This window comes from Anabaena sp. CCY 9910 (genome assembly GCF_963920875.1).
Classification (GTDB): Bacteria; Cyanobacteriota; Cyanobacteriia; order Cyanobacteriales; family Nostocaceae; genus Trichormus; species Trichormus variabilis.
The window spans coordinates 42,319-62,330 of the sequence record NZ_CAWUDJ010000010.1 but is presented as its reverse complement, the minus strand read 5'-3'; the positions used below and the strand labels follow the sequence as shown (position 1 = coordinate 62,330).

Annotated in this window: 16 protein-coding genes; 9 read left to right on the top strand and 7 right to left on the bottom strand. The window is 42.4% G+C overall.

What is annotated here, in order from left to right; genetic code table 11:
* The first annotated feature begins 5 nt into the window (after window positions 1-5).
* The 7 genes from ACM5QX_RS10385 to ACM5QX_RS10355 all read left to right on the top strand — a co-directional run bounded on the left by ACM5QX_RS10385 (window position 6) and on the right by ACM5QX_RS10355 (window position 9,489).
* Window positions 6-1,418, top strand: coding sequence for a response regulator (locus ACM5QX_RS10385; RefSeq protein WP_414753440.1), 1,413 nt, complete (start codon window positions 6-8; stop codon window positions 1,416-1,418).
* A gap of 193 nt (window positions 1,419-1,611) precedes the next feature.
* Window positions 1,612-2,772: a circadian clock protein LdpA gene (gene ldpA / locus ACM5QX_RS10380; RefSeq protein WP_414753439.1), complete on the top strand. Its 1,161-nt coding sequence runs from the start codon at window positions 1,612-1,614 to the stop codon at window positions 2,770-2,772.
* A 39-nt stretch (window positions 2,773-2,811) separates the two neighbouring features.
* Window positions 2,812-4,551 carry a R3H domain-containing nucleic acid-binding protein gene (locus ACM5QX_RS10375; RefSeq protein WP_011317022.1) on the top strand — a complete coding sequence of 580 codons (1,740 nt, stop codon included), beginning with the start codon at window positions 2,812-2,814 and terminating at the stop codon, window positions 4,549-4,551.
* Between the two features lie 91 nt (window positions 4,552-4,642).
* A complete protein-coding gene (gene speB, locus ACM5QX_RS10370; RefSeq protein WP_414753438.1) occupies window positions 4,643-5,680 on the top strand; it encodes an agmatinase SpeB in 1,038 nt (345 codons plus the stop codon).
* A 525-nt stretch (window positions 5,681-6,205) separates the two neighbouring features.
* Entirely contained in the window at window positions 6,206-6,517 is a 312-nt protein-coding gene (locus ACM5QX_RS10365) for an RNA recognition motif domain-containing protein (protein WP_011317024.1), read from the top strand.
* Between the two features lie 319 nt (window positions 6,518-6,836).
* On the top strand, window positions 6,837-8,477 hold the full coding sequence (locus ACM5QX_RS10360) for a M48 family metalloprotease (RefSeq protein WP_414753437.1): 1,641 nt from the start codon (window positions 6,837-6,839) through the stop codon (window positions 8,475-8,477).
* A 232-nt stretch (window positions 8,478-8,709) separates the two neighbouring features.
* Window positions 8,710-9,489, top strand: a complete 780-nt coding sequence (locus tag ACM5QX_RS10355; RefSeq protein ID WP_414753436.1) for a COP23 domain-containing protein — start codon at window positions 8,710-8,712, stop codon at window positions 9,487-9,489.
* 331 nt (window positions 9,490-9,820) lie between these two features.
* On the opposite strand, the gene ACM5QX_RS10350 is transcribed toward ACM5QX_RS10355, so the two are convergent.
* From ACM5QX_RS10350 to ACM5QX_RS10320, 7 genes are all read right to left on the bottom strand, one after another.
* A complete protein-coding gene (locus ACM5QX_RS10350) occupies window positions 9,821-10,624 on the bottom strand; it encodes an EndoU domain-containing protein (protein WP_414753435.1) in 804 nt (267 codons plus the stop codon).
* A gap of 103 nt (window positions 10,625-10,727) precedes the next feature.
* Entirely contained in the window at window positions 10,728-11,723 is a 996-nt protein-coding gene (gene ilvC / locus ACM5QX_RS10345) for a ketol-acid reductoisomerase (protein ID WP_011317028.1), read from the bottom strand.
* A gap of 260 nt (window positions 11,724-11,983) precedes the next feature.
* Window positions 11,984-12,838 (bottom strand): aldo/keto reductase, encoded by an 855-nt coding sequence (locus tag ACM5QX_RS10340; protein WP_414753434.1) that lies wholly within the window; start codon window positions 12,836-12,838, stop codon window positions 11,984-11,986.
* Between the two features lie 255 nt (window positions 12,839-13,093).
* Window positions 13,094-13,522 carry a thermonuclease family protein gene (locus tag ACM5QX_RS10335; protein ID WP_414753433.1) on the bottom strand — a complete coding sequence of 143 codons (429 nt, stop codon included), beginning with the start codon at window positions 13,520-13,522 and terminating at the stop codon, window positions 13,094-13,096.
* 64 nt (window positions 13,523-13,586) lie between these two features.
* Entirely contained in the window at window positions 13,587-14,381 is a 795-nt protein-coding gene (locus ACM5QX_RS10330; protein ID WP_414753432.1) for a Tab2/Atab2 family RNA-binding protein, read from the bottom strand.
* Between the two features lie 171 nt (window positions 14,382-14,552).
* Window positions 14,553-14,891 (bottom strand): P-II family nitrogen regulator, encoded by a 339-nt coding sequence (locus ACM5QX_RS10325; RefSeq protein WP_010996475.1) that lies wholly within the window; start codon window positions 14,889-14,891, stop codon window positions 14,553-14,555.
* Window positions 14,892-15,282: 391 nt separating this feature from the next.
* Window positions 15,283-15,876, bottom strand: a complete 594-nt coding sequence (locus ACM5QX_RS10320) for a hypothetical protein (RefSeq protein ID WP_011317032.1) — start codon at window positions 15,874-15,876, stop codon at window positions 15,283-15,285.
* A 281-nt stretch (window positions 15,877-16,157) separates the two neighbouring features.
* Between ACM5QX_RS10320 and gloA the strand changes: the two genes are divergently transcribed.
* Both gloA and clpB read left to right on the top strand, forming a co-directional pair.
* The gene (gloA, locus tag ACM5QX_RS10315; protein ID WP_011317033.1) at window positions 16,158-16,595 is read left to right on the top strand and encodes a lactoylglutathione lyase; all 438 of its coding nucleotides are present in this window, start codon (window positions 16,158-16,160) and stop codon (window positions 16,593-16,595) included.
* Between the two features lie 585 nt (window positions 16,596-17,180).
* On the top strand, window positions 17,181-19,811 hold the full coding sequence (gene clpB / locus ACM5QX_RS10310; RefSeq protein ID WP_414753431.1) for an ATP-dependent chaperone ClpB: 2,631 nt from the start codon (window positions 17,181-17,183) through the stop codon (window positions 19,809-19,811).
* The last annotated feature ends 201 nt before the right edge of the window (window positions 19,812-20,012 follow it).

Below are 20,012 nucleotides of genomic sequence, written 5' to 3'. Positions count from 1 at the left end.
TCATAATGAATTTAAATAATAACAATAAATATAAAGGCAATATTTTGGTAGTAGATGATACACCAGATAATCTACGGCTGTTATCAGCAATGTTAACTGCACAAGGTTTTGAAGTCCGCAAAGCTTTGAATGGGAAAATGGCGCTGACTGCGTGTCAGATGCTTTTACCTGATGTCATTTTGCTGGATGTTAATATGCCGGAGATGGATGGTTATCAAGTTTGTCAGCAACTGAAAGATGATGAACACACATCTGACATACCAGTGATATTTATTAGCGCGCTGGATGATGTTCTAGATAAAGTAAAAGCTTTTGACGTTGGTGGTGTAGACTATATTACTAAACCCTTTCATGGTGCGGAAGTAATCTTAAGAATTGAAAATCAAATAAATTTACGGTTGTTGCAACTTCAATTACAAGAAAGAAATCTCTTATTGCAAGATGCCCTGAATAATTTAAAAGCCTCACAGGTTCAACAAATTCAAAATGAGAAAATGGTGGCACTGGGGCAATTAGTAGCAGGTATTGCCCATGAAGTTAATAACCCCATTAGTTTTATCTATGGCAACCTGCAATATGCCAATGAGTATATCCAAGATTTAGTGAAGATCATTGAAGTTTATCAACAGGAGTATCCAAATCCCACACCCAAAATTCAACAACTAATTCAAAAGACAGACTTGAATTTTGTGATGCAAGACCTGCAAAACTTAATGGGTGCTATGTACAGAGGATCTGATCGGATTCGGGAAATTGTGCTGGCGCTGCAAAACTTTTCCCGCCATGACGAAGCGGAAATGAAACTGGTAGATATTCATCAGGGAATAGACAGCACCTTGGTGATGTTAGAGCATCGACTCAATGCCACATCAAATCGTCCAGCAATTGATGTAGTTAAAGATTATAGTAACTTACCTTTGATTACTTGTTATCCAAGCGAATTAAACCAAGTATTTATGCACATCTTAAATAATGCCATAGATGCTTTGGAGGTGAGGGAGGAAACCGATTCTGGCGTAATACCAATGACTCCCAGACTGCGCTTACAAAGTAGCCAAGTCAATCCTCTGTGGGTAAGCGTTCGTCAAGCAACGGCTAATTTCCAGTCTTTGGGAATCACCAAAATTAAGGAAGAACTCCCAAACCAAAATCCTCAAATTCGCATTAGCACAGAATTACTCGACTCACACACTGTGAGGATTGCGATCGCCGATAATGGTGTAGGTATAGATCAATCTTGGCAATCTCATCTGTTTGACCCATTTTTCACCACAAAAACCGTAGGTAAAGGTAGTGGCTTGGGATTATCTATCAGCTATCAGATTGTAGTGCAGAAACACCAAGGACAAATCACCTGTGCTTCTGCATTAGGCCAAGGAGCAGAGTTTGTCATTACAATTCCCATTACACCAGTCTGAGTAGACAGGAAGATGTGCTTTATTATCGACTGTAGAGACGTTGCATGCAACGTCTCCATGATCTCTCTACATCATTTATTTGGTGCAACTTCATAGAGAATTGGGATGAGTCAAATAACACTACAAAAAATAAATTAGGATTTTTATTCAACACAAGCTACTATTTTCATTCACATAAAAGCATAATAGAAGTGTGACTGATCTGTTAGCCCCTTTACAATCATTAAACCAAGGTCACTGGTTCAAGCTCATCTGTGGAGCTAGTTTCCAGCACCTACCTGCTGTGAGAAGTTTAACATTAGCCTACACTTTAGCTGGTGCTGACTGCATAGATGTGGCTGCTGACCCAGCAGTGATTAGAGATGCTAAAGAAGCAATACAAGTAGCTAGAAATTTGGTGAAAGCAGCTCAAGCAAGAGGATTGGATTACAAAGGTCATGCACCTTTATTGATGGTGAGCTTAAATGACGGCGAAGACCCTCATTTCCGCAAAGCCGAGTTCAATCCCCACCATTGTCCCTCCGATTGTCCCAGACCTTGCGAGAAAATCTGTCCTGCTCAGGCAATTGTATTTAATCATCAAAAAGATAATTTTTCCGGAGTTGAATCTCAGAAATGCTACGGTTGCGGCCGTTGTCTGCCAGTTTGTCCTTATGATATAATTTATACAAATTCCTATATGTCAACGCCAGAGGCGATCGCGCCAATGGTCATGTCAGCAGGAATAGATGCCGTAGAAATCCATACAAAAGTGGGACGTTTGGCAGAGTTTAAGCAATTATGGCAAGTAATTTCACCGTGGGCAGACCAACTGAAGGTATTGGCTATCAGCTGTCCCGATGGCAAGCATCTAGTTGAATATCTCCAATCAATCTATGAACTAATTTCTCCACTTCCTACCACCTTAATCTGGCAAACCGACGGTCGCCCCATGAGTGGCGATATTGGCGATGGTACTACTTTAGCAGCAGTGAAACTAGGGCAAAAAGTCCTAGCAGCTAAATTGCCAGGATATATACAGCTAGCAGGTGGCACTAACAGCTACACAGTTGCTAAGTTAAAGGCAATGGGACTACTGAAAAAAGCAGGGGAGCAGGGAGCAGGGAGCATGGGGGAAATTTCTTCTCCTCTGCCCCCTGCCCCCCGCCCCTCCGCCTCCATCGCTGGAGTTGCTTACGGTAGCTACGCCCGTGTAATGCTGTCACCGATTATTGAGCAGTTAGAAAAGAAGGAGGTGAGTAATAGCAGTGTTAAGGCCACAGTACGCCTTGAAGAAGAACCAGAATTGCTTTGGCAAGCCGTAGAGCTTGCCCGTTCCCTCGTTTCCCAGCTCAAGTCACAGCAGGAGAGCTAATTGCTCTTCGTTATCTCTCAAAACGTCACAATAGAAAGCATGACGACTACAGACGATCTCCAAAAGTTGTTAGACATTTTGCCCCAAGACCTGCGACAAGTACTAGAGAACCATCCCAAACGAGATAGTTTAGTAGAAGTGGTCTTGGATTTGGGTCGTCGCCCAGAGGCTAGATTTCCTAATCAAGCCGAGTACCTGAGCGAAACACCCGTTACTCAAGCACAGATAGATGATTGCGTTCAGCGCGTAGGAAACTTTGGTGGAGATAATCGGGCAGGAATTGAGCAAACTTTGCATCGGATCAGTGCTATCCGCAACCGCAGTGGTAAGATAATTGGTCTGACCTGTCGTGTTGGTCGAGCTGTATTCGGTACGATAGGCATGATCCGCGATTTGGTGGAAACTGGTAAATCAATTCTCATGCTAGGACGGCCTGGTGTAGGTAAAACTACAGCTTTACGAGAAATTGCCCGTGTTTTAGCAGATGAATTGCATAAACGTGTGGTTATCATTGACACCTCCAACGAGATTGCTGGGGATGGCGATGTTGCTCACCCAGCCATTGGTCGTGCTAGGCGGATGCAGGTAGCTCATCCAGAACTGCAACATCAGGTAATGATTGAGGCAGTAGAAAATCATATGCCAGAAGTCATTGTCATTGATGAAATTGGTACAGAACTGGAAGCTTTAGCAGCCCGTACCATTGCCGAAAGAGGTGTACAGTTGGTAGGTACTGCCCACGGAAACCAGATAGAAAACCTGATCAAAAACCCCACACTGTCTGACTTGGTTGGGGGTATTCAAGCTGTGACACTGGGAGACGATGAAGCGAGGCGCAGGGGTAGTCAAAAAACTGTTTTAGAACGGAAAGCCCCCCCTACCTTTGAGATTGCCGTGGAAATGCTAGAACGGCAACGTTGGGTAGTACACGAAAGTGTTGCGGATACAGTGGATACGCTTCTCCGAGGCCGTCAGCCTAGTCCACAAACTAGAACAGTGGATGACCAAGGCAAAGTCGCCATCACACGACAATTATCTGTTGTTAATGGTCGTGGCGGACAGTTGGCAACTCCTGAAGAATCTTTTTCACCAGCTAGAGCATCTAATGGTTGGCGTGCATCAGGACAAATGCTAGCCATCCCATCATTACCCCTAGAGCGAGAAAGAATTTCTGGACAAAGCGAATTTGACCGCTTGCTAGATGAATCGTTTAACTACCCAGAAGCTATCGATTTCGGCAGTAGTGCTAGACAACCAGGCCCCAACGGTGAAGATTTGCCACTGCACATTTACCCTTATGGTGTGAGTAGACATCAGCTAGAACAGGTGATTAGTGTTTTAACTTTGCCCGTGGTATTGACAAAAGATATAGATAATGCTGATGCAATTTTGGCATTGCGATCGCACGTCAAAAACCACGCTAAATTAAGGCAGATGGCTAAAGCCCGTCATGTACCTATCCATGTGATTAAGTCGAGTACCATTCCTCAGATTACCCGTGGATTGCGGCGCTTACTTAACTTGGACGATCCAGAAATAGCGGATGATCGAGAACTACAATTGTTTCTGCACAACGGTAGTGACGACGAAATGGACGCTTTAGAAGAAGCCAGACTAGCCGTTGAGCAAATCGTCATTCCCAAAGGACAACCAGTGGAGTTATTACCCCGTTCTCCGCAAGTCCGCAAAATGCAGCACGAGTTAGTAGAACACTATCGGCTCAAGTCCCATAGTTTTGGGGAGGAACCAAACCGTCGTTTACGGATTTATCCAGCGTAAACTGGCTGAGTTTGTCAAGTAAATCCAGCGATCGCTCTCCAATATTTTAGGGCGATCGCTTTTAGTTGGTAAAATTAATATCCAAAAATCTATGATTAATCAACTCCAAGACTATAATCCTAGCGGCGTAGGCGAAATCAATGGCAATCTCTTAGGCTTGCCGTGCGATTACGATTCTGCAAATTTAATTGTTTTTGCAGTCCCTTGGGAAGTTACGGTTTCCTATGGTGCAGGTACAGCCAATGGGCCGCAAAGAATTCTGGATGCTTCAGTGCAACTAGATTTATTTGACTTTGATCATCCTGATGGCTGGAAACAAGGAATTTTCTTAGTGGAAATTCCCCAAGAAATTATCGAGAAAAATAATTATTATCGAGATTTAGCAGCACAAATTATTGAACGGCTAGCCCAAGGTAAATTACTCACAGACACACCAGATTTAACACCTGTACTCACAGAAATTAATCAAGCTTCCCAGCAGGTAAATCAATGGCTGTTTACACAATGTCAAGTAGCCATGAATCAAGGTAAGCAAGTAGCAGTTATTGGTGGCGACCACAGTTCACCCTTAGGTTACTTTCAAGCATTAGCAGCGAAATACCCCAATTTTGGCATTCTCCACATTGATGCACACGCAGATTTACGTGACGCTTACGAAGGGTTTGAATTTTCCCATGCGTCAATTATGTTTAATGGGTTGAAACTACCGCAAATTTCTAAACTAGTGCAGGTAGGTTTACGCGACATCAGTCATGATGAAGTGCAAATGATTGATGAATCCCACGGACGCATCGTGGCGTATTACGACCCCATGATTAAACAAAAACTCTATGGTGGAACAAACTGGATCGAATTAAGCCGCGAAATTGTCAATCATTTACCGGAATACGTCCACATTAGTTTTGATGTGGATGGTTTAGATCCGAAACTTTGTCCAAATACAGGTACACCTGTTCCTGGTGGTTTGGAACTGGAACAAGTTTTTTGTCTATTTCGGGAATTGGTCAATAGCGGGAGAAAAATTATTGGCTTCGATGTCTGCGAAGTTGGTGATGCTGAGTGGGATGGTAATGTAGGGGCGAGAGTGGTTTACAAATTAGCAAATTTAATGGATTTATCTCACAAATAATAAGCTGTTATTTTTCCGCAGGCAATGATCAACGCCTGGTCATTGCCTAGACATCAACTTTCAATTCGTATCATCTATCCTGAGTGTAATTTTGAAGATAAAAATTAGGAATACTATCACTAATATTTATTAAATTAAGTGGGAATTTATGACTGTAATATTTGTAAATATAGCTGGGGACTGGGGACTAGGGACTGGGTACTGGGTGAAAAGTCTTGTTGTGTCTAGTTTGTATCATCTATTGATTTCCTAACACTACTGGCAACAGCTATATTAAAAAAATAAAACCTTGAAAGCCTTGTAAGGCAATAGTTTTGGTCTTTAATCTCAATATTATTGTTGCATAGCTTCTCTGATAAACCCATTTCCTCATGCAGGAAATTAACTTCTATGCCATCATAGACAGTGAGAATTAAATCGGTGATAGTCTTTGTTTTTAGTATTAACAGGCTTTTCCTTGTGGTATTTACAGACCTCTCTCCGAAATTTAAATCTCTACACAGCCATGATTTTGGAGAGAAAAGAATGTCAATTTATGTAGGGAACCTCTCTTACGAAGTTACGCAAGAGGATATCAGCAACGTTTTTGCAGAATATGGTTCTGTAAAACGAGTTGTGCTACCTACTGACCGCGAAACAGGTCGCCTGCGTGGTTTTGCTTTTGTGGAAATGGGTTCAGATGCAGAAGAAACAGCCGCCATTGAGGGTCTTGATGGTGCTGAGTGGATGGGTCGTGACCTGAAAGTTAATAAAGCCAAGCCAAAGGAAGACAGAGGTTCCTTTGGTGGTGGAAACCGGGGAGGATACGGCGGTGGCGGTGGTCGTTCCCGTTATTAAGAATTAAAACTAAAAATTTAGCTAAATTCTTGAGGTCAGGCAAGTTGTCTGCCTTTTTTTTCATTTAATCCTGATGGAACACCAAAAAGAAATTATGCCAAATTGACAGTTAGTAGGGTGCGTCAGTGCAGGAAAACCCAGCTATACCAAGAAATTATTTATTCTGACGCACCCCACAGTTTGGGTATTTTTTGATCTGGAAGTCCCTAATAACATCTTTTTAGTAGTTAGTGTAAAGCAATGGCGATCGCTCTAGTCGGATGAGCCAAATTGCTCCTACCCTAAATAAAAGAGCCTTTTGTATTAGGTGGAACTCAGCATGAAGCGCATCAGTAAGTCTCTGCTGCTAACCTTGAATTGGATATTGTTGTCAGTTGGGACAACACTATTAATTCTTCTCACTCAACCGATAGCACCAGTACCAGCCCAGGAACCTCCCGCCCCCACTGAGCAAACAAACACACCCCCGCCGGAAAACCCCAATGATCAAAAGCTCAGAGATGCACTAAAACGCTCATCTCCCTCAGAAACACCACCCCAGCCCACGCCAGAAGCGACAACCAAAGCACCGGAATCGGCGGAACCTCCACTCAGTCCAGAAGAGATTGCCCGTCAACAAAAACTCATAGAAGCCGATAAACTTTATGTAGCGGGACAAATTGCCGAGGCCGAAAAAATTTACCGCGAAGTCAAAACACCCTTTACTCAAACATCTGCATCCAAAGAACGAAAGCCAGCCATCCTGAACCCAACAGAACTTTCACCAGCAGGTAAAGTCTATTGGCGAGAAGCAGAGGCGGGAATAGCCAAGAAATTGCAAACCCGAACTCTAGTACCTCTGCAATTATTAGTGGAACAATACCCCGAATTTATCCCTGGCCATATTCGCTACGCTGAAGTTCTCACCCAATACGATCGCCAAACAGAAGCATTAGACATTTTAGAACGGGCATCATCTCTTTATCCCAATCAACCAGAACTAACTCAAGCCAGGGTTAGCGCCTTGGCTAAATCCAAGAAATGGATGGAAGCATCTTTAGCTGCAAGGCAATTTGCTATCCTCAATCCTAACAATCCCCAAGCACCAGAATTTACTCAATTAGCCGAGAAAAATCTTCAACGCTATCAATCCTACGTTCGAGAGGAAATTAGGGGTAATTTAATTAGTAACGTCATTACAGGCGCTTTGGGTTATGCGGTTACGGGTAGCTTACTGGGGCCGTTTTCTGCCCTTGACTCCACCATTTTGCTACTACAGGGCGAAAAATCTATCGGTGAATCGGTAGCAAAACAGGCGAAAAAACAGCTGCCTTTAATCATAGACGATGATATCTTAGCCTACATCAATGATATTGGGCAGAAACTAGCGAAAGTTGCTGGTAGAAATGAATTTAAATACGAATTTTTTGTGATTCCTGAAGAAGAACTTAATGCCTTTGCCTTACCTGGAGGAAAAATTTTTATTAATGCTGGTGCGATCGCCAAAACCACTTCCGAAGCAGAATTAGCAGGATTAGTTGCACATGAATTATCTCATGTCGTCTTATCCCACGGCTTTCAATTAGTTACCCAAGGCAATCTCATCTCCAACGTTACTCAATATCTACCCTTTGGTGGCACGATTGGGCAACTTTTCGCCATGAATTACAGCCGGGATATGGAAAGACAGGCAGATATTTTGGGTACACGCTTAATTGTTGCTAGCGGCTATGCTGCTGATGGCTTGCGGAATTTAATGGTGACACTAGACAAACAAAAAAAATATGACATTCCCACTTGGTTATCTTCCCACCCAGGCGGTAATGAGCGAGTTAGTTATCTAGAAAACTTAATTTCTCGCAATAGTTATAACCGCTACGCTTATGAAGGTGTACAACGCCATGCAGAAATTAAAGTTAAAGTGAACAAACTCCTCAAACAGAGAAAAGAGGAAGAAGAAAAAAAGCGCACTACGGAATGAACTAAAAGTCAAATTCTTCGTCAACTAAATCAGGAATAAAGTTGCGAGTCATAAATTTCTCGTTGGGGTAGTTTATAGTCCCTAATCTTTTACTAATACCAATTCTCTATGAAGTTGCGCTAAATAAATGATGTAGAGACGTTGCATAGTCTCTACAGTACAGAATAAAGTGCATCTTCATCAAGAAACGGTATAACGACTAATATACTGTGTTGTCACTGGAGGAGCATTCATGTTATCTAAAAGCCGGAAAATCGCTTTATTGGGTAGTTTAGGTTTATCTTTTTTCCTGGGTAATTCCGTCGCATTGGCGCAATTTGATGATGGCGTTGTTGTGCCAACTGTACCATCAGGCTCATCAACACCGACAAATGTACCCTATCCTTATCCAACAGATACATCAACAAATATACCTCCTATCACCAATGGGGATGGCACAGTCAGATTCAGATGCGTGCCGATAAACGGACAGCAAACCGTAGTTTATCAGCCCCAAAGTCAACCAGGGCAATACTTTCCTTGGGCAGCACCCAGAAATTTAGGCGGTGGTTGGGATGCAGCTAGTAGATGTCAGGCGATCGCCAATCGCCTAGAATCCTATCGCCCAGATGGCTTACAAGAACTTCAGGTTTCTGTAGAAAACAACGAAAATATCATTTGTGTGACAACCGACGCAAACCAACGCTGTCGGATTGTCCTCACAGTACCTCGTAACCAAGACCCCTACACAGTACGTAATAACGTTTTCCAAAACCTAGTGACTGCTGATAACGGACAACAAACCACAGCCGTCAATACTTACCGAGGCAATAACGATCTTTACAATTTGGGTAGCACCCTTTTAGGTAATGGCAATAATCGGGTGAGTTCATCCAGACGCGGAATCAACTTGAAGCCCTACCTCGACACCAGAGATGGAGGAACAGCTAGAGGACTGAGAAATGGGGTAGCTATTCGTCGCCAATCTCCCAACCAAGCCCCCGCACGCCTGAATCCTGATCGATTCCGCTAATTTTAGGATTTTCCTACATGGATATCTTGCACCTTCTCAATAAGCAAGTGGTGGGCAATGCCTACCCTACGAAATAATCAGCTTTTTAGCCTGTAATTTTGGCAATAAGAGAGTGGTGCAAAATATTAAATATATGTACATTTGTCATAGAGTGGGCTTTTGGCTCACTCTATTTATTTTTGAACTTTGTAGCTTACTTCCCGTAGGGTATTTTGAATTTTGAATTGTTATACCAATTCTCTATGAAGTTGCACCCAATAAATGATGTAGAGACGTTGCATGCAACGTCTCTACAGTCCAAAATAAAGCACATCTTCATTACAAAACGGCATTACTGTCTACACCTTGCCCCTTGAGGAGTAGCATCAGGATAATAAGTAATAATTGCCTTGTCTTTCCTCACAAAAACTGTAGGAAAAGTTTTACCTGTTTCTTGATCACGGACATTATAAATACAAGCGCCTTCTTTATTTCCCTGTTTTTTAAACGCTTGGGTTGCATCTACAAGCATTTCCTCGGCGTTGCTGAGATAGCCATAACCTTTAATTACATCTGTAACTGTCCGATTTCCTTGTTTAATTACCACACCTAATGTGTAAATCACGCCGGGAACCACTTCTTCCCGCCTTTGATTACTTGGTAAACGTCCGCCAATACCCTGGTTTTGTAACTGTAAATATCTTCCATGAAAATGTAAGCCACCAATATCATTGGCGTTATATATTTCTCCGCAAAAGATATGTTCAAAACCTTTACGTTGAAACCAAATATTAGTTAAGTCTTCTAGGAATTGGGCTTTTTTCTTGCGACCTTGACGCAACTCACCACCGCTAACTTTTTGCAGCTTTTGTAAGACATTGGGATAAGCAGATAGTAATTCTTTAAATTTATTAGGACTGACTTTTGTCCCAATAGCACCACAGGTTTGTAGTAAAGCTTGGTCAAAAGAATTTAATTGCGGTGGTGGTGGTGTGATATCGACTTGTTGTCCTCTGGGGAAATTTACCGGAACAGGGTTATTTTCGTTATCAAAAAAAGGTAAAAGTCCTGGCTGTGCTTGTGCTTGAGTAAGTGGATAAGTTAATAGGAAAACAGCAAATATACTCAGCAGTTGTTGTAACTTATGGTTCGCCATAAATTTAAATTTAGTGTTTCGCTGACAATTTAACACCAAAAAATAAAGACGCAAAGCAGTTCTGATTGCTGTTGCGTCTTTTTTAATGATTTAAAAGAATGTTTTAAACTTTCTTCAACCAGCTAAACATTGCCCGTAAATCTTTACCAACTTCTTCAATTGGGTGTTCAGCTTCTTGACGGCGCATTGCAGTAAATCCGGGTTTACCCGATTGGTTTTCTAGCACAAATTCCCGTGCAAATTGTCCCGATTGAATTTCGCTGAGAACCTTCCGCATTTCGGCTTTGGTTTGTTCGTTGACAATCCGAGGCCCACGGGTGTAATCACCATATTCAGCAGTGTTAGAAATGCTGTCGCGCATTTTGGCTAAACCGCCTTCTACTACCAAGTCAACAATTAATTTAACTTCGTGTAGACATTCAAAATAAGCTAGTTCTGGTTGATAACCTGCTTCTACCAAGGTTTCAAAACCGGCTTTAATTAAAGCACTCAAACCACCGCATAATACAGCTTGTTCACCGAACAAATCGGTTTCAGTTTCTTCGCGGAAAGTTGTTTCCAAAACACCGCCACGAGTGCCACCGATACCTTTAGCATAGGATAGGGCGCGATCGCGTGCTTTTCCACTAGCATCTTGATAAACAGCAAACAGCGCTGGTACACCTTGACCTTGTTCGTAAGTGCGTCGTACCAAATGCCCAGGGCCTTTGGGTGCTACCATAACTACGTCTACGTTCGCAGGTGGTACTACTTGCCCAAAGTGAATATTAAACCCGTGAGCAAAAGCTAAAGTGTTTCCTTCTTGCAGATTTGGTTCGATTTCGTTTTTGTAAACTGTTTTCTGCACTTCATCGGGTAACAAAATCATGATGAAGTCAGCAACGTTAGCAGCATCCGCCACATTTTTTACTGTTAACCCAGCTGCTTGGGCTTTTTCTGCTGACTTACTACCCGGATATAGCCCCACAATCACATTCAAACCACTATCTTTTAAATTTAAAGCGTGGGCATGACCTTGAGAACCATAGCCGATAATTGCAATGGTTTTTCCAGCCAAAAGGTCTAAATTGGCATCTTCGTCATAGTACATCCGGGCCATACAAGCATCTCCTGTCAGCAAGCATCATTTATTGGCAAGTCTTTGATTTTACCCCAAATTGTGTTACCACGGGTACAAGTAGTTTAGTCATTAGTCATTAGCTAAAGATAAAAGGTTTTACCAATTCCCTAAAAGAAAGCAACAGATAGCCTCTTAGGGGCACAAGGCCTTGTAACCTCACAGATGATTGATGTTGTTTCAATGATTTTGAGAATTGGTTTTAAACTATTGACTATGGACTATTGACTATTGACTATTAACTAAATTTTCTGGACTTCTTCGTTAGTTAGTTTGACATTTACAGCGCTGACTGAATCTTCGATGCTGGAAATTTTGCTTGCGCCGGGGATGGGCAAAATTGTGGGAGATTTGGCGCGTAACCATGCCAATACTATCGAGTATACAGATACGCCTTTGGCTTTGGCTAATTGGGCGATCGCCGAAATATCCTGTAAATCTTGATGGCGACGACGACCACCAAAGGGACTCCAAGGTAAAAAGGTCAGTTTTTCTTGTTCACAATATTGTAAAACACCGTCTTTTTCTGGCTGTCTTTCCCAAGGACTATATTGATTCTGCACTGAGACAATATCCACCACATCCCGTGCTTGCTTGATTTGTTCCACAGAAAAATTAGAAACTCCCACAAATCGAATCAAACCTGCTTCCACAGCTTCTTTCACAGGTGCAAGGGATTCTGCGATCGTATATTCTGGGTCTGGAAAATGGTATTGCCAAACATCAATCGGTTTTTCACCACCCAACGCCTCAAAACTGACGCGGATAGTTTGACGCAGATGTTCTGGATTTCCGTTGCGTGTCCAACTTTCGTTGGGACGCATTAAGCCGCCTTTCGTCGCCACAACCACCTGGCTGGTGTCACCTGGATAACTGCTAAGTGCTTTGTGAATTAGTCTTTCATTATGGTGCTTGTCTGACTCATCCTTACAGTAAGAGTCTGCGGTGTCAATAAATGTAACTCCTAAATCTAAAGCACGGTGAATAACTTGAATTGAATCTGATTCTGGTGGTCGATTATATATCGACATTGGCATTCCACCCAAGCCAATGGCGCTGACAAATATACCTGTTTTTCCTAGCTGTGTAGTTTCCATGCTTTTCGCTTGATTTTGATAGCATCACTAACTATCTAATAGCGGGTCAGGAAGGTTTTGACAATTCATCTAGGGTAAGGTAAATCGTCCTCTGTAACCAGGATTAAGGTGATACGCGCCTAAATCAAATATTCTTGCGTCAGTGCTGTCCATAGTCAAGAGTCCAGAGTCAAAGGCTAGCTTGGACTATGGACAACCTGAGTGCGAAATATACAATTTAAATGCGTAACAACTTATACTTATTTATCTTGATCTCTATTTAGTAATTGCTGGGTTTAACTGTTGCCATAGTCCCAGGCGTTTATTTTTAGCATTGGCTTCAGCGATGAGGTATTGTGTTTTTGTCTCTTCGCAAACTTCGAGAGATGCTTGATCAACCACAGCATTACCCTCTGCTACTAAACGCAGATTGATAGAGCGATTATCTACATAAACTTCGCCAAAAGCAATATCTTTACTATCCGGTCTGATAATTCTAACCACAACAGGGGTGCGGGATGGTAGTAATTGTTGGAGTTTCTGTTTAGCCGCTAGATGATACTTTTGTTTAGCTGTCTTGGGTATATCAATACAGGCTAGTCTGACTGTAGCCGTTTGCCCAGTATCATTTTTAACTGTGATAGTTTTGCCGTCTACTACACCTACGATGGTAGCCAGTAATAAAATTAGCTCAAGTAAAGCCATGATTTTTTGTACATCAATACTTTGATGGAGCGATTTTTCATCTATTTGGGTGAGGTAGCCAAGATTATATTGCTTGCAACAACCAAAAGCCAGTGTAAGTCATACCTGAATCATCAGGCTGTACTAATAAAAAATGTAATCCCCGACTTTGTTTTTGGCGTTGTTCATAAACTTTTGCAGCCGCCTTTACTTCTGCATCTTCAAAAGTAACTAAAATCCATCTATCCACCAAACCAGCTTCCAGTATCAAACCATCAGGCGCACCGGCAATATAATTCAAGGCTACTGGGCGGGTTTGGGCAATCCATCTAGCTAGATTTAGCGATCGCCTACCACCATAAATTACCACACCAGGAATCGCCACTGTTGATGCCAAGCCTAAATTAATTGGTTTGAGGGGTTCTGGTAAAGATAAAATGGGAATTGGGCGATCGCTAAACAAATCAACGATGTCACCCGCTTGGATGCTAGCAAAGCGCCACTCATCACCCCATAAGTTATCTGGTAAAGGTGTTGGTGGTGGCTTGTCTACTGCTATGGAATATTGCTTTTCTTGTAACCATTGTTTCAAAGCTGGGGTTTGGCGTTGAGGTTCGACATTAATCCCCAAATTGCGTCCAGCCGTCTCTATCAAACTCAAAGACTGGGGGCGAAAAACTTGGATAATATCTGGTAGCTTTTCACCTGCTGCTAATTGAATTTGAGTAGTCAACCAACTGGAATTAGCTTCTGACTGGGGACAAATCGCCGTATACTCGAAACCACGATTTACATCACAAATTAATAACTCCCACAAGATTTTTCCGTCTAAATCTTGCTGAGGACTGCGATAAAAATCTGCTTGCCAAACCAGAGTCATGATCTACTCTCTTACTCAACGGCTGTAATCACGCCTGCTTTTCAGTATTACCATAAAATTCTTAACTTTATGTTTTGAGTAAAAAATTTCTGTAGAGACAGCGATTGAACGCGTCTCTACCAAGACTCAGCACGAGCAGAACGCTCTGCTAACACTAACAATAATCGCTACTTACACGGCTTCTGTATTCTTCTCTCCAGTACGAATCCGAATTACTTGTTCTACGGGTGAGATGAAGATTTTACCATCACCGATTTCGCCTGTACGAGCAGCAGCAATGATTTTGTCAACAACCATATCAACTTGGTTATCTTCAACTACAATCTCCACCTTCAGTTTTTGCAGAAACTCCACAGTATACTCAGAGCCGCGATAGCGTTCTGTCTGTCCTTTCTGCCGTCCAAAACCCCGGACTTCAGAAACAGTCATACCCACAATACCAGCATTGACTAAAGCGATTTTCACTTCGTCTAGCTTAAATGGGCGGATAATAGCTTCTACTTTTTTCATTGCATTGACTCCTAATTTCTAGTAGGTTCGTTTATATATCTAACCAGATCCAATGTCTGACACTTTCACATTCGCCTTATTTTAAAGACACTTATGAGAATTGCAACTTTTTTTAACCGTATCTGCTCTGTATGAGTGGTTTAGGAATCGGGGTTGAGTTGGGCATATCAAAATGCTATTTTCCGCAAAAACTTGCGATGTAGTCCGTGTAACTTTTACCAACGATTAAATAAAAGCAGCGATTCAAAAACTAATTTTAGATATTTAGCACAAATAAGAACAAACCAAAACGGCAGTGAGAATAACGAATATACAGCATCGTAGAAACCAAATCTTAGATAAGAATCTGATGACACAAATTTCCTCTACTTCTACCTCTTGACTCCTCGCACTAACGACTTTGGTGTTCAAATAAAGGGCGGACAATTAAATACCCAGCACCAAAAGCACTCAGCATAATTAATAGGATACAGACAGCCAACCACCAACTGTTAAGTTCTTTAGCCTTTGCTTTTGAAGCAGACAGAGGTTGGTAGACCATTTCCTGCTCTGGTATCAAAACCGTATCTGGCGTAGGAGAGATAATTTGTGTGATAGGTACAGAAAACTCAGCGCGACGGTTCTTGCTGTTTGGTGCTTCAGGAACGACTGGTTGTCGTGAACGCACCGCTTGTGGGCGTGGTTGTGCCTGTATAGATGGGTCAATAGTCGGTTTTTCTATCTCAGGATGAAAACCTGAGACTTTATAATCTACCACTTTTTGCAGATGTAAAAAAGACTGCACGACCTGACTAATTTCATGTCGCAGTATTTGATTTTCTTGCGCTAATTGTTGATTTTTTGCTGTCAGCGCATCTAACTTGTCTTGTGTTGCTTTTAATTCAGCAGCCAATTCCCGATATACGTACAGGGGTACGGAGGAGGAATAGCTTGGAGAATTTGGTTTTGGCTGATTACTGTTAACCGAACCTGTGGTTGTTCGCATCGGTTGTTTGGTATCAAAAATGAATTAATCCGAGTATCAGAGATGGTATCAAAAGATAATCGCTTCTGAAACTAGCCCAAGAATAATAGAAAAATGCTCGGAGTGCAAAGATATCTAAATTTACACCTTTGGTCAATGGGTAATAGTAGGGATGTTGTATACAACTTCTGTACATTATTTTTGCCCCCTGCTCCCTTGCCTCTGCTCCTCCCTAATCCCCAATCCCTCTGTACAATGTTGGCAGAAATCAATATTTTACAGAAAACAACCTTAAGGTGATTATGCGTTTACTACATACAATGCTACGGGTGGGTAACCTGGAAGAGTCCTTGAAATTCTACTGTGATGTCCTGGGCATGAAGTTACTACGGAGAAAGGATTACCCAGGAGGAGAATTTACCCTAGCTTTTATTGGCTACGGTGATGAGAGCGATAACACAGTTATAGAACTAACCTACAATTGGGGAGTTGATAAGTACGAATTAGGTAATGCTTACGGTCATATTGCCCTTGGTGTAGATGATATTTATGCCACCTGTGAGTCTATAAAAAATCAGGGCGGTAAGGTGGTTAGGGAACCAGGGCCGATGAAGCATGGCTCGACTGTGATTGCTTTCGTCGAAGACCCAGATGGATACAAGATAGAACTAATCCAGTTGAGTAATCAAAGCGAGACAGTCAAACAAGATTCATCAGAACAGTTAGTGAAACAGGGTTAGAGAGTAGAGGGTGATGAGTACTCAGTGGGGAGTCAATAAAATTACCTCTTATTTTTTCCCTACTCCCTCATCTCCCCCTCTCTACCAAACTAAATATTTTTCCCAACACCATATTTCAAAGTAAGCTTGTGGCGGTGGTTTCGTTTTAAATTAGGAAATAGGTGGTGGATTGATAACTCCAATTTTGTTTGCCCGACTGCTACCGTATAAGTAGGCGGATAAGTATTGTGAGTATTGAAATTATTGTTTGGGGAGGGGAATCTAGAACTCAATCTGTGAGGAGTAACAAAAATTAAGTGTAAAGCTTTTGAGTCTAATGAGCTTTATTGAAGAATACCTCTAGATATAGCAAACATCTAACTTAATGCGCGTCTAAATTGCATAACCACTAATCAGGGCTGTTAGCTGTTAAGTGTCAACAGTCAACACCCCCCACGATGGATTGTGCAACTTAAAAGCAGAATAGCTTAATCTAAATTCCCGCAATAGCTAATAAATTAGCCTTGAATCTCTTTGAATTGTCTTGGTCACTCAATTTATATACCCAAAATAAAAGTTTGGAATATTACATTAAAAATCGTAAAGATGCAGCCTACAGATCCTAATAAATTTACTGATAAAGCCTGGGAAGTAATTGTCAAATCTCAGGATATAGTTCGGGCATATCAACAACAACAGCTAGACGTTGAACATTTAATTCTGGCTCTGATAGAAGATCCTACTAGTTTAGCCGTGCGGATTTTGGGTCGTGCAGAAATTGATCCGATTCGCTTACAACAGCAATTAGAAGCTTTTACCCAGCGTCAACCGAAAGTAGGCAAAAGTGACCAACTTTACCTCGGTCGCAGTTTGGATGTTATGCTCGATCGCGCCGAGGAAATTCGGGAGCGAATGAAGGATGGCTACATCTCTGTAGAACATATACTTTTAGCTTTTGTGGATGATGAACGTGTTGGTAGGAAGGTACTCAAAGGCTTTAGTGTAGACAGTGCCAAGATAGAAGCGAGTATCAAGGCTGTTCGTGGTAGCCAAAAAGTGACAGACCAAAATCCAGAATCCCGTTATGAAGCCTTACAGAAATTTGGTAGGGATTTGACAGAACAGGCCAAATCTGGAAAATTAGACCCAGTAATTGGGCGAGATGATGAAATTCGCCGGGTAATTCAGGTGTTATCTCGTCGGAGTAAAAATAATCCCGTTTTGATTGGTGAACCTGGGGTAGGTAAGACAGCGATCGCCGAAGCTTTGGCACAGCGTATAGTTAATGGAGATGTCCCGGAATCTCTAAAAAACCGTCAATTAATCTCTTTAGATATTGGGAGTTTGATTGCTGGGGCAAAATATCGCGGTGAATTTGAAGACCGATTAAAAGCCGTCCTCCGGGAAGTTACTGAATCTAACGGTAATATTGTTTTATTTATTGATGAACTACACACCGTCGTCGGTACTGGTTCTAACCAACAAGGGGCAATGGATGCGGGTAACTTGCTCAAACCCATGCTGGCAAGGGGCGAACTGCGTTGTATTGGGGCGACTACCTTAGATGAGTTTCGCAAATTTATCGAAAAAGATGCAGCTTTAGAACGGCGTTTTCAACAGGTGTACGTAGATCAACCAAGTGTAGAAAATACAATTTCTATTCTGCGCGGGTTGAAGGAGCGCTACGAAGTCCACCACAATGTGAAAATCTCTGACTCTGCACTGGTAGCCGCAGCAACTTTATCAGCCCGGTACATTGCTGACCGCTTCCTCCCAGATAAAGCCATTGATTTAGTCGATGAAGCCGCCGCCCAATTAAAAATGGAGATTACCTCCAAACCAGCAGACTTGGAAGCCATTGACCGCCGTTTGATGCAGTTAGAAATGGAAAAACTGTCTTTGGCGGGAGAGGAGAAAGTTGCAGCACCCACCAAGGAACGTTTGGAGCGAATTGAGTTAGAAATCACCAATTTAACCGAAAAGCAGCAGGATTTAAACAACCAATGGCAAGGTGAAAAGCAAGTATTAGAAGCAATTAGTCTGTTAAAAAAAGAAGAAGACGCTTTAAGGGTGCAGATTGAGCAAGCAGAACGGGCTTACGATTTGAATAAAGCGGCGCAGTTGAAGTATGGCAAACTGGAAGGAGTACAGCGCGATCGCGAAGCTAAAGAAGCGAAATTATTAGAATTACAAAGCCAAGGTTCTACCTTGTTGCGTGAACAAGTCACCGAAGCTGACATCGCCGAAATTGTTGCCAAGTGGACAGGTATCCCCGTAAATCGCCTGTTGGAATCAGAACGGCAAAAACTCCTACAACTCGAAAGCCATTTACACCAACGGGTTATCGGCCAACAGGAAGCGGTGGAAGCAGTCTCCGCCGCTATTCGCCGCGCCCGCGCCGGGATGAAAGACCCCAATCGCCCCATCGGCTCATTCTTATTCATGGGGCCGACAGGTGTAGGTAAAACCGAACTCGCCCGTGCTTTAGCCCAGTTTCTCTTTGACTCGGATGATGCTTTAGTGCGCTTAGATATGTCCGAGTATATGGAAAAACACTCAGTCTCTCGCCTAGTTGGTGCGCCTCCTGGTTATGTAGGCTACGAAGAAGGTGGGCAACTTTCGGAAGCCGTGCGCCGCCATCCCTATTCTGTGGTTTTATTGGATGAAGTGGAGAAAGCCCACCCCGATGTGTTTAATATTTTATTGCAAGTGTTGGATGATGGCAGAATTACTGATTCTCAAGGTAGAACAGTAGATTTTCGCAACACCGTCATTGTCATGACCAGTAACATCGGTAGCGAACATATCTTAGATGTGTCTGGTGACGATACCAAGTATGACACAATGCAGAATCGGGTCATGGATGCCTTGCGATCACACTTCCGCCCCGAATTTCTCAACCGCGTTGATGATACAATCCTCTTCCATGCCCTCAGTCGTAGCGAAATGAGCCACATCATCCGTATTCAACTCAAACGGGTGGAAAGTCTCCTGAGAGAACAAAAAATCTCCTTTGAAATCTCCGCCGCCGCCTGTGATTTCTTAGTAGAAAAAGGCTATGACCCAGTTTACGGCGCACGCCCCCTCAAACGAGCCATTCAGCGAGAAATCGAAAACCCCCTCGCCACCAAGATATTAGAAAACACCTTTATCTCCGGCGACACCATTTACATAGACCAAGGTGAAAATGGTTTAAGTTTTACTAATAAAGCACCAGTAAAAGTTGCCATTCCCTAAAACAAAACATCCTCAAAAATTCTCCCTCTGCGCTAACCTCCGCGCCCCTCTGCGTTTAAATAACAGGTAGGGAAATCCGAATCACCGCTTGGGGGCAAACAATCCAGGTAAAAAGCCGCGATCGCTTAAACTATACGTTGAAAATCTTCATTGGTATCACGCTCTTTTATATCCTGGGCATCTACCCATGATCGTAAAAGG

Coding starts and splice junctions, on each gene's coding strand:
- ACM5QX_RS10335 (WP_414753433.1), bottom strand. CDS start 13,522: ATGGCTTTACTTGAGCTAATTTTATTACTGGCTACCATCGTAGGTGTA.
- ACM5QX_RS10350 (WP_414753435.1), bottom strand. CDS start 10,624: ATGGCGAACCATAAGTTACAACAACTGCTGAGTATATTTGCTGTTTTC.
- ACM5QX_RS10385 (WP_414753440.1), top strand. CDS start 6: ATGAATTTAAATAATAACAATAAATATAAAGGCAATATTTTGGTAGTA.
- ACM5QX_RS10320 (WP_011317032.1), bottom strand. CDS start 15,876: ATGCGAACAACCACAGGTTCGGTTAACAGTAATCAGCCAAAACCAAAT.
- ACM5QX_RS10330 (WP_414753432.1), bottom strand. CDS start 14,381: ATGACTCTGGTTTGGCAAGCAGATTTTTATCGCAGTCCTCAGCAAGAT.
- ilvC (WP_011317028.1), bottom strand. CDS start 11,723: ATGGCCCGGATGTACTATGACGAAGATGCCAATTTAGACCTTTTGGCT.
- ACM5QX_RS10365 (WP_011317024.1), top strand. CDS start 6,206: ATGTCAATTTATGTAGGGAACCTCTCTTACGAAGTTACGCAAGAGGAT.
- ACM5QX_RS10360 (WP_414753437.1), top strand. CDS start 6,837: ATGAAGCGCATCAGTAAGTCTCTGCTGCTAACCTTGAATTGGATATTG.
- clpB (WP_414753431.1), top strand. CDS start 17,181: ATGCAGCCTACAGATCCTAATAAATTTACTGATAAAGCCTGGGAAGTA.
- ACM5QX_RS10375 (WP_011317022.1), top strand. CDS start 2,812: ATGACGACTACAGACGATCTCCAAAAGTTGTTAGACATTTTGCCCCAA.
- ACM5QX_RS10340 (WP_414753434.1), bottom strand. CDS start 12,838: ATGGAAACTACACAGCTAGGAAAAACAGGTATATTTGTCAGCGCCATT.
- ACM5QX_RS10325 (WP_010996475.1), bottom strand. CDS start 14,891: ATGAAAAAAGTAGAAGCTATTATCCGCCCATTTAAGCTAGACGAAGTG.
- ACM5QX_RS10355 (WP_414753436.1), top strand. CDS start 8,710: ATGTTATCTAAAAGCCGGAAAATCGCTTTATTGGGTAGTTTAGGTTTA.
- speB (WP_414753438.1), top strand. CDS start 4,643: ATGATTAATCAACTCCAAGACTATAATCCTAGCGGCGTAGGCGAAATC.
- gloA (WP_011317033.1), top strand. CDS start 16,158: ATGCGTTTACTACATACAATGCTACGGGTGGGTAACCTGGAAGAGTCC.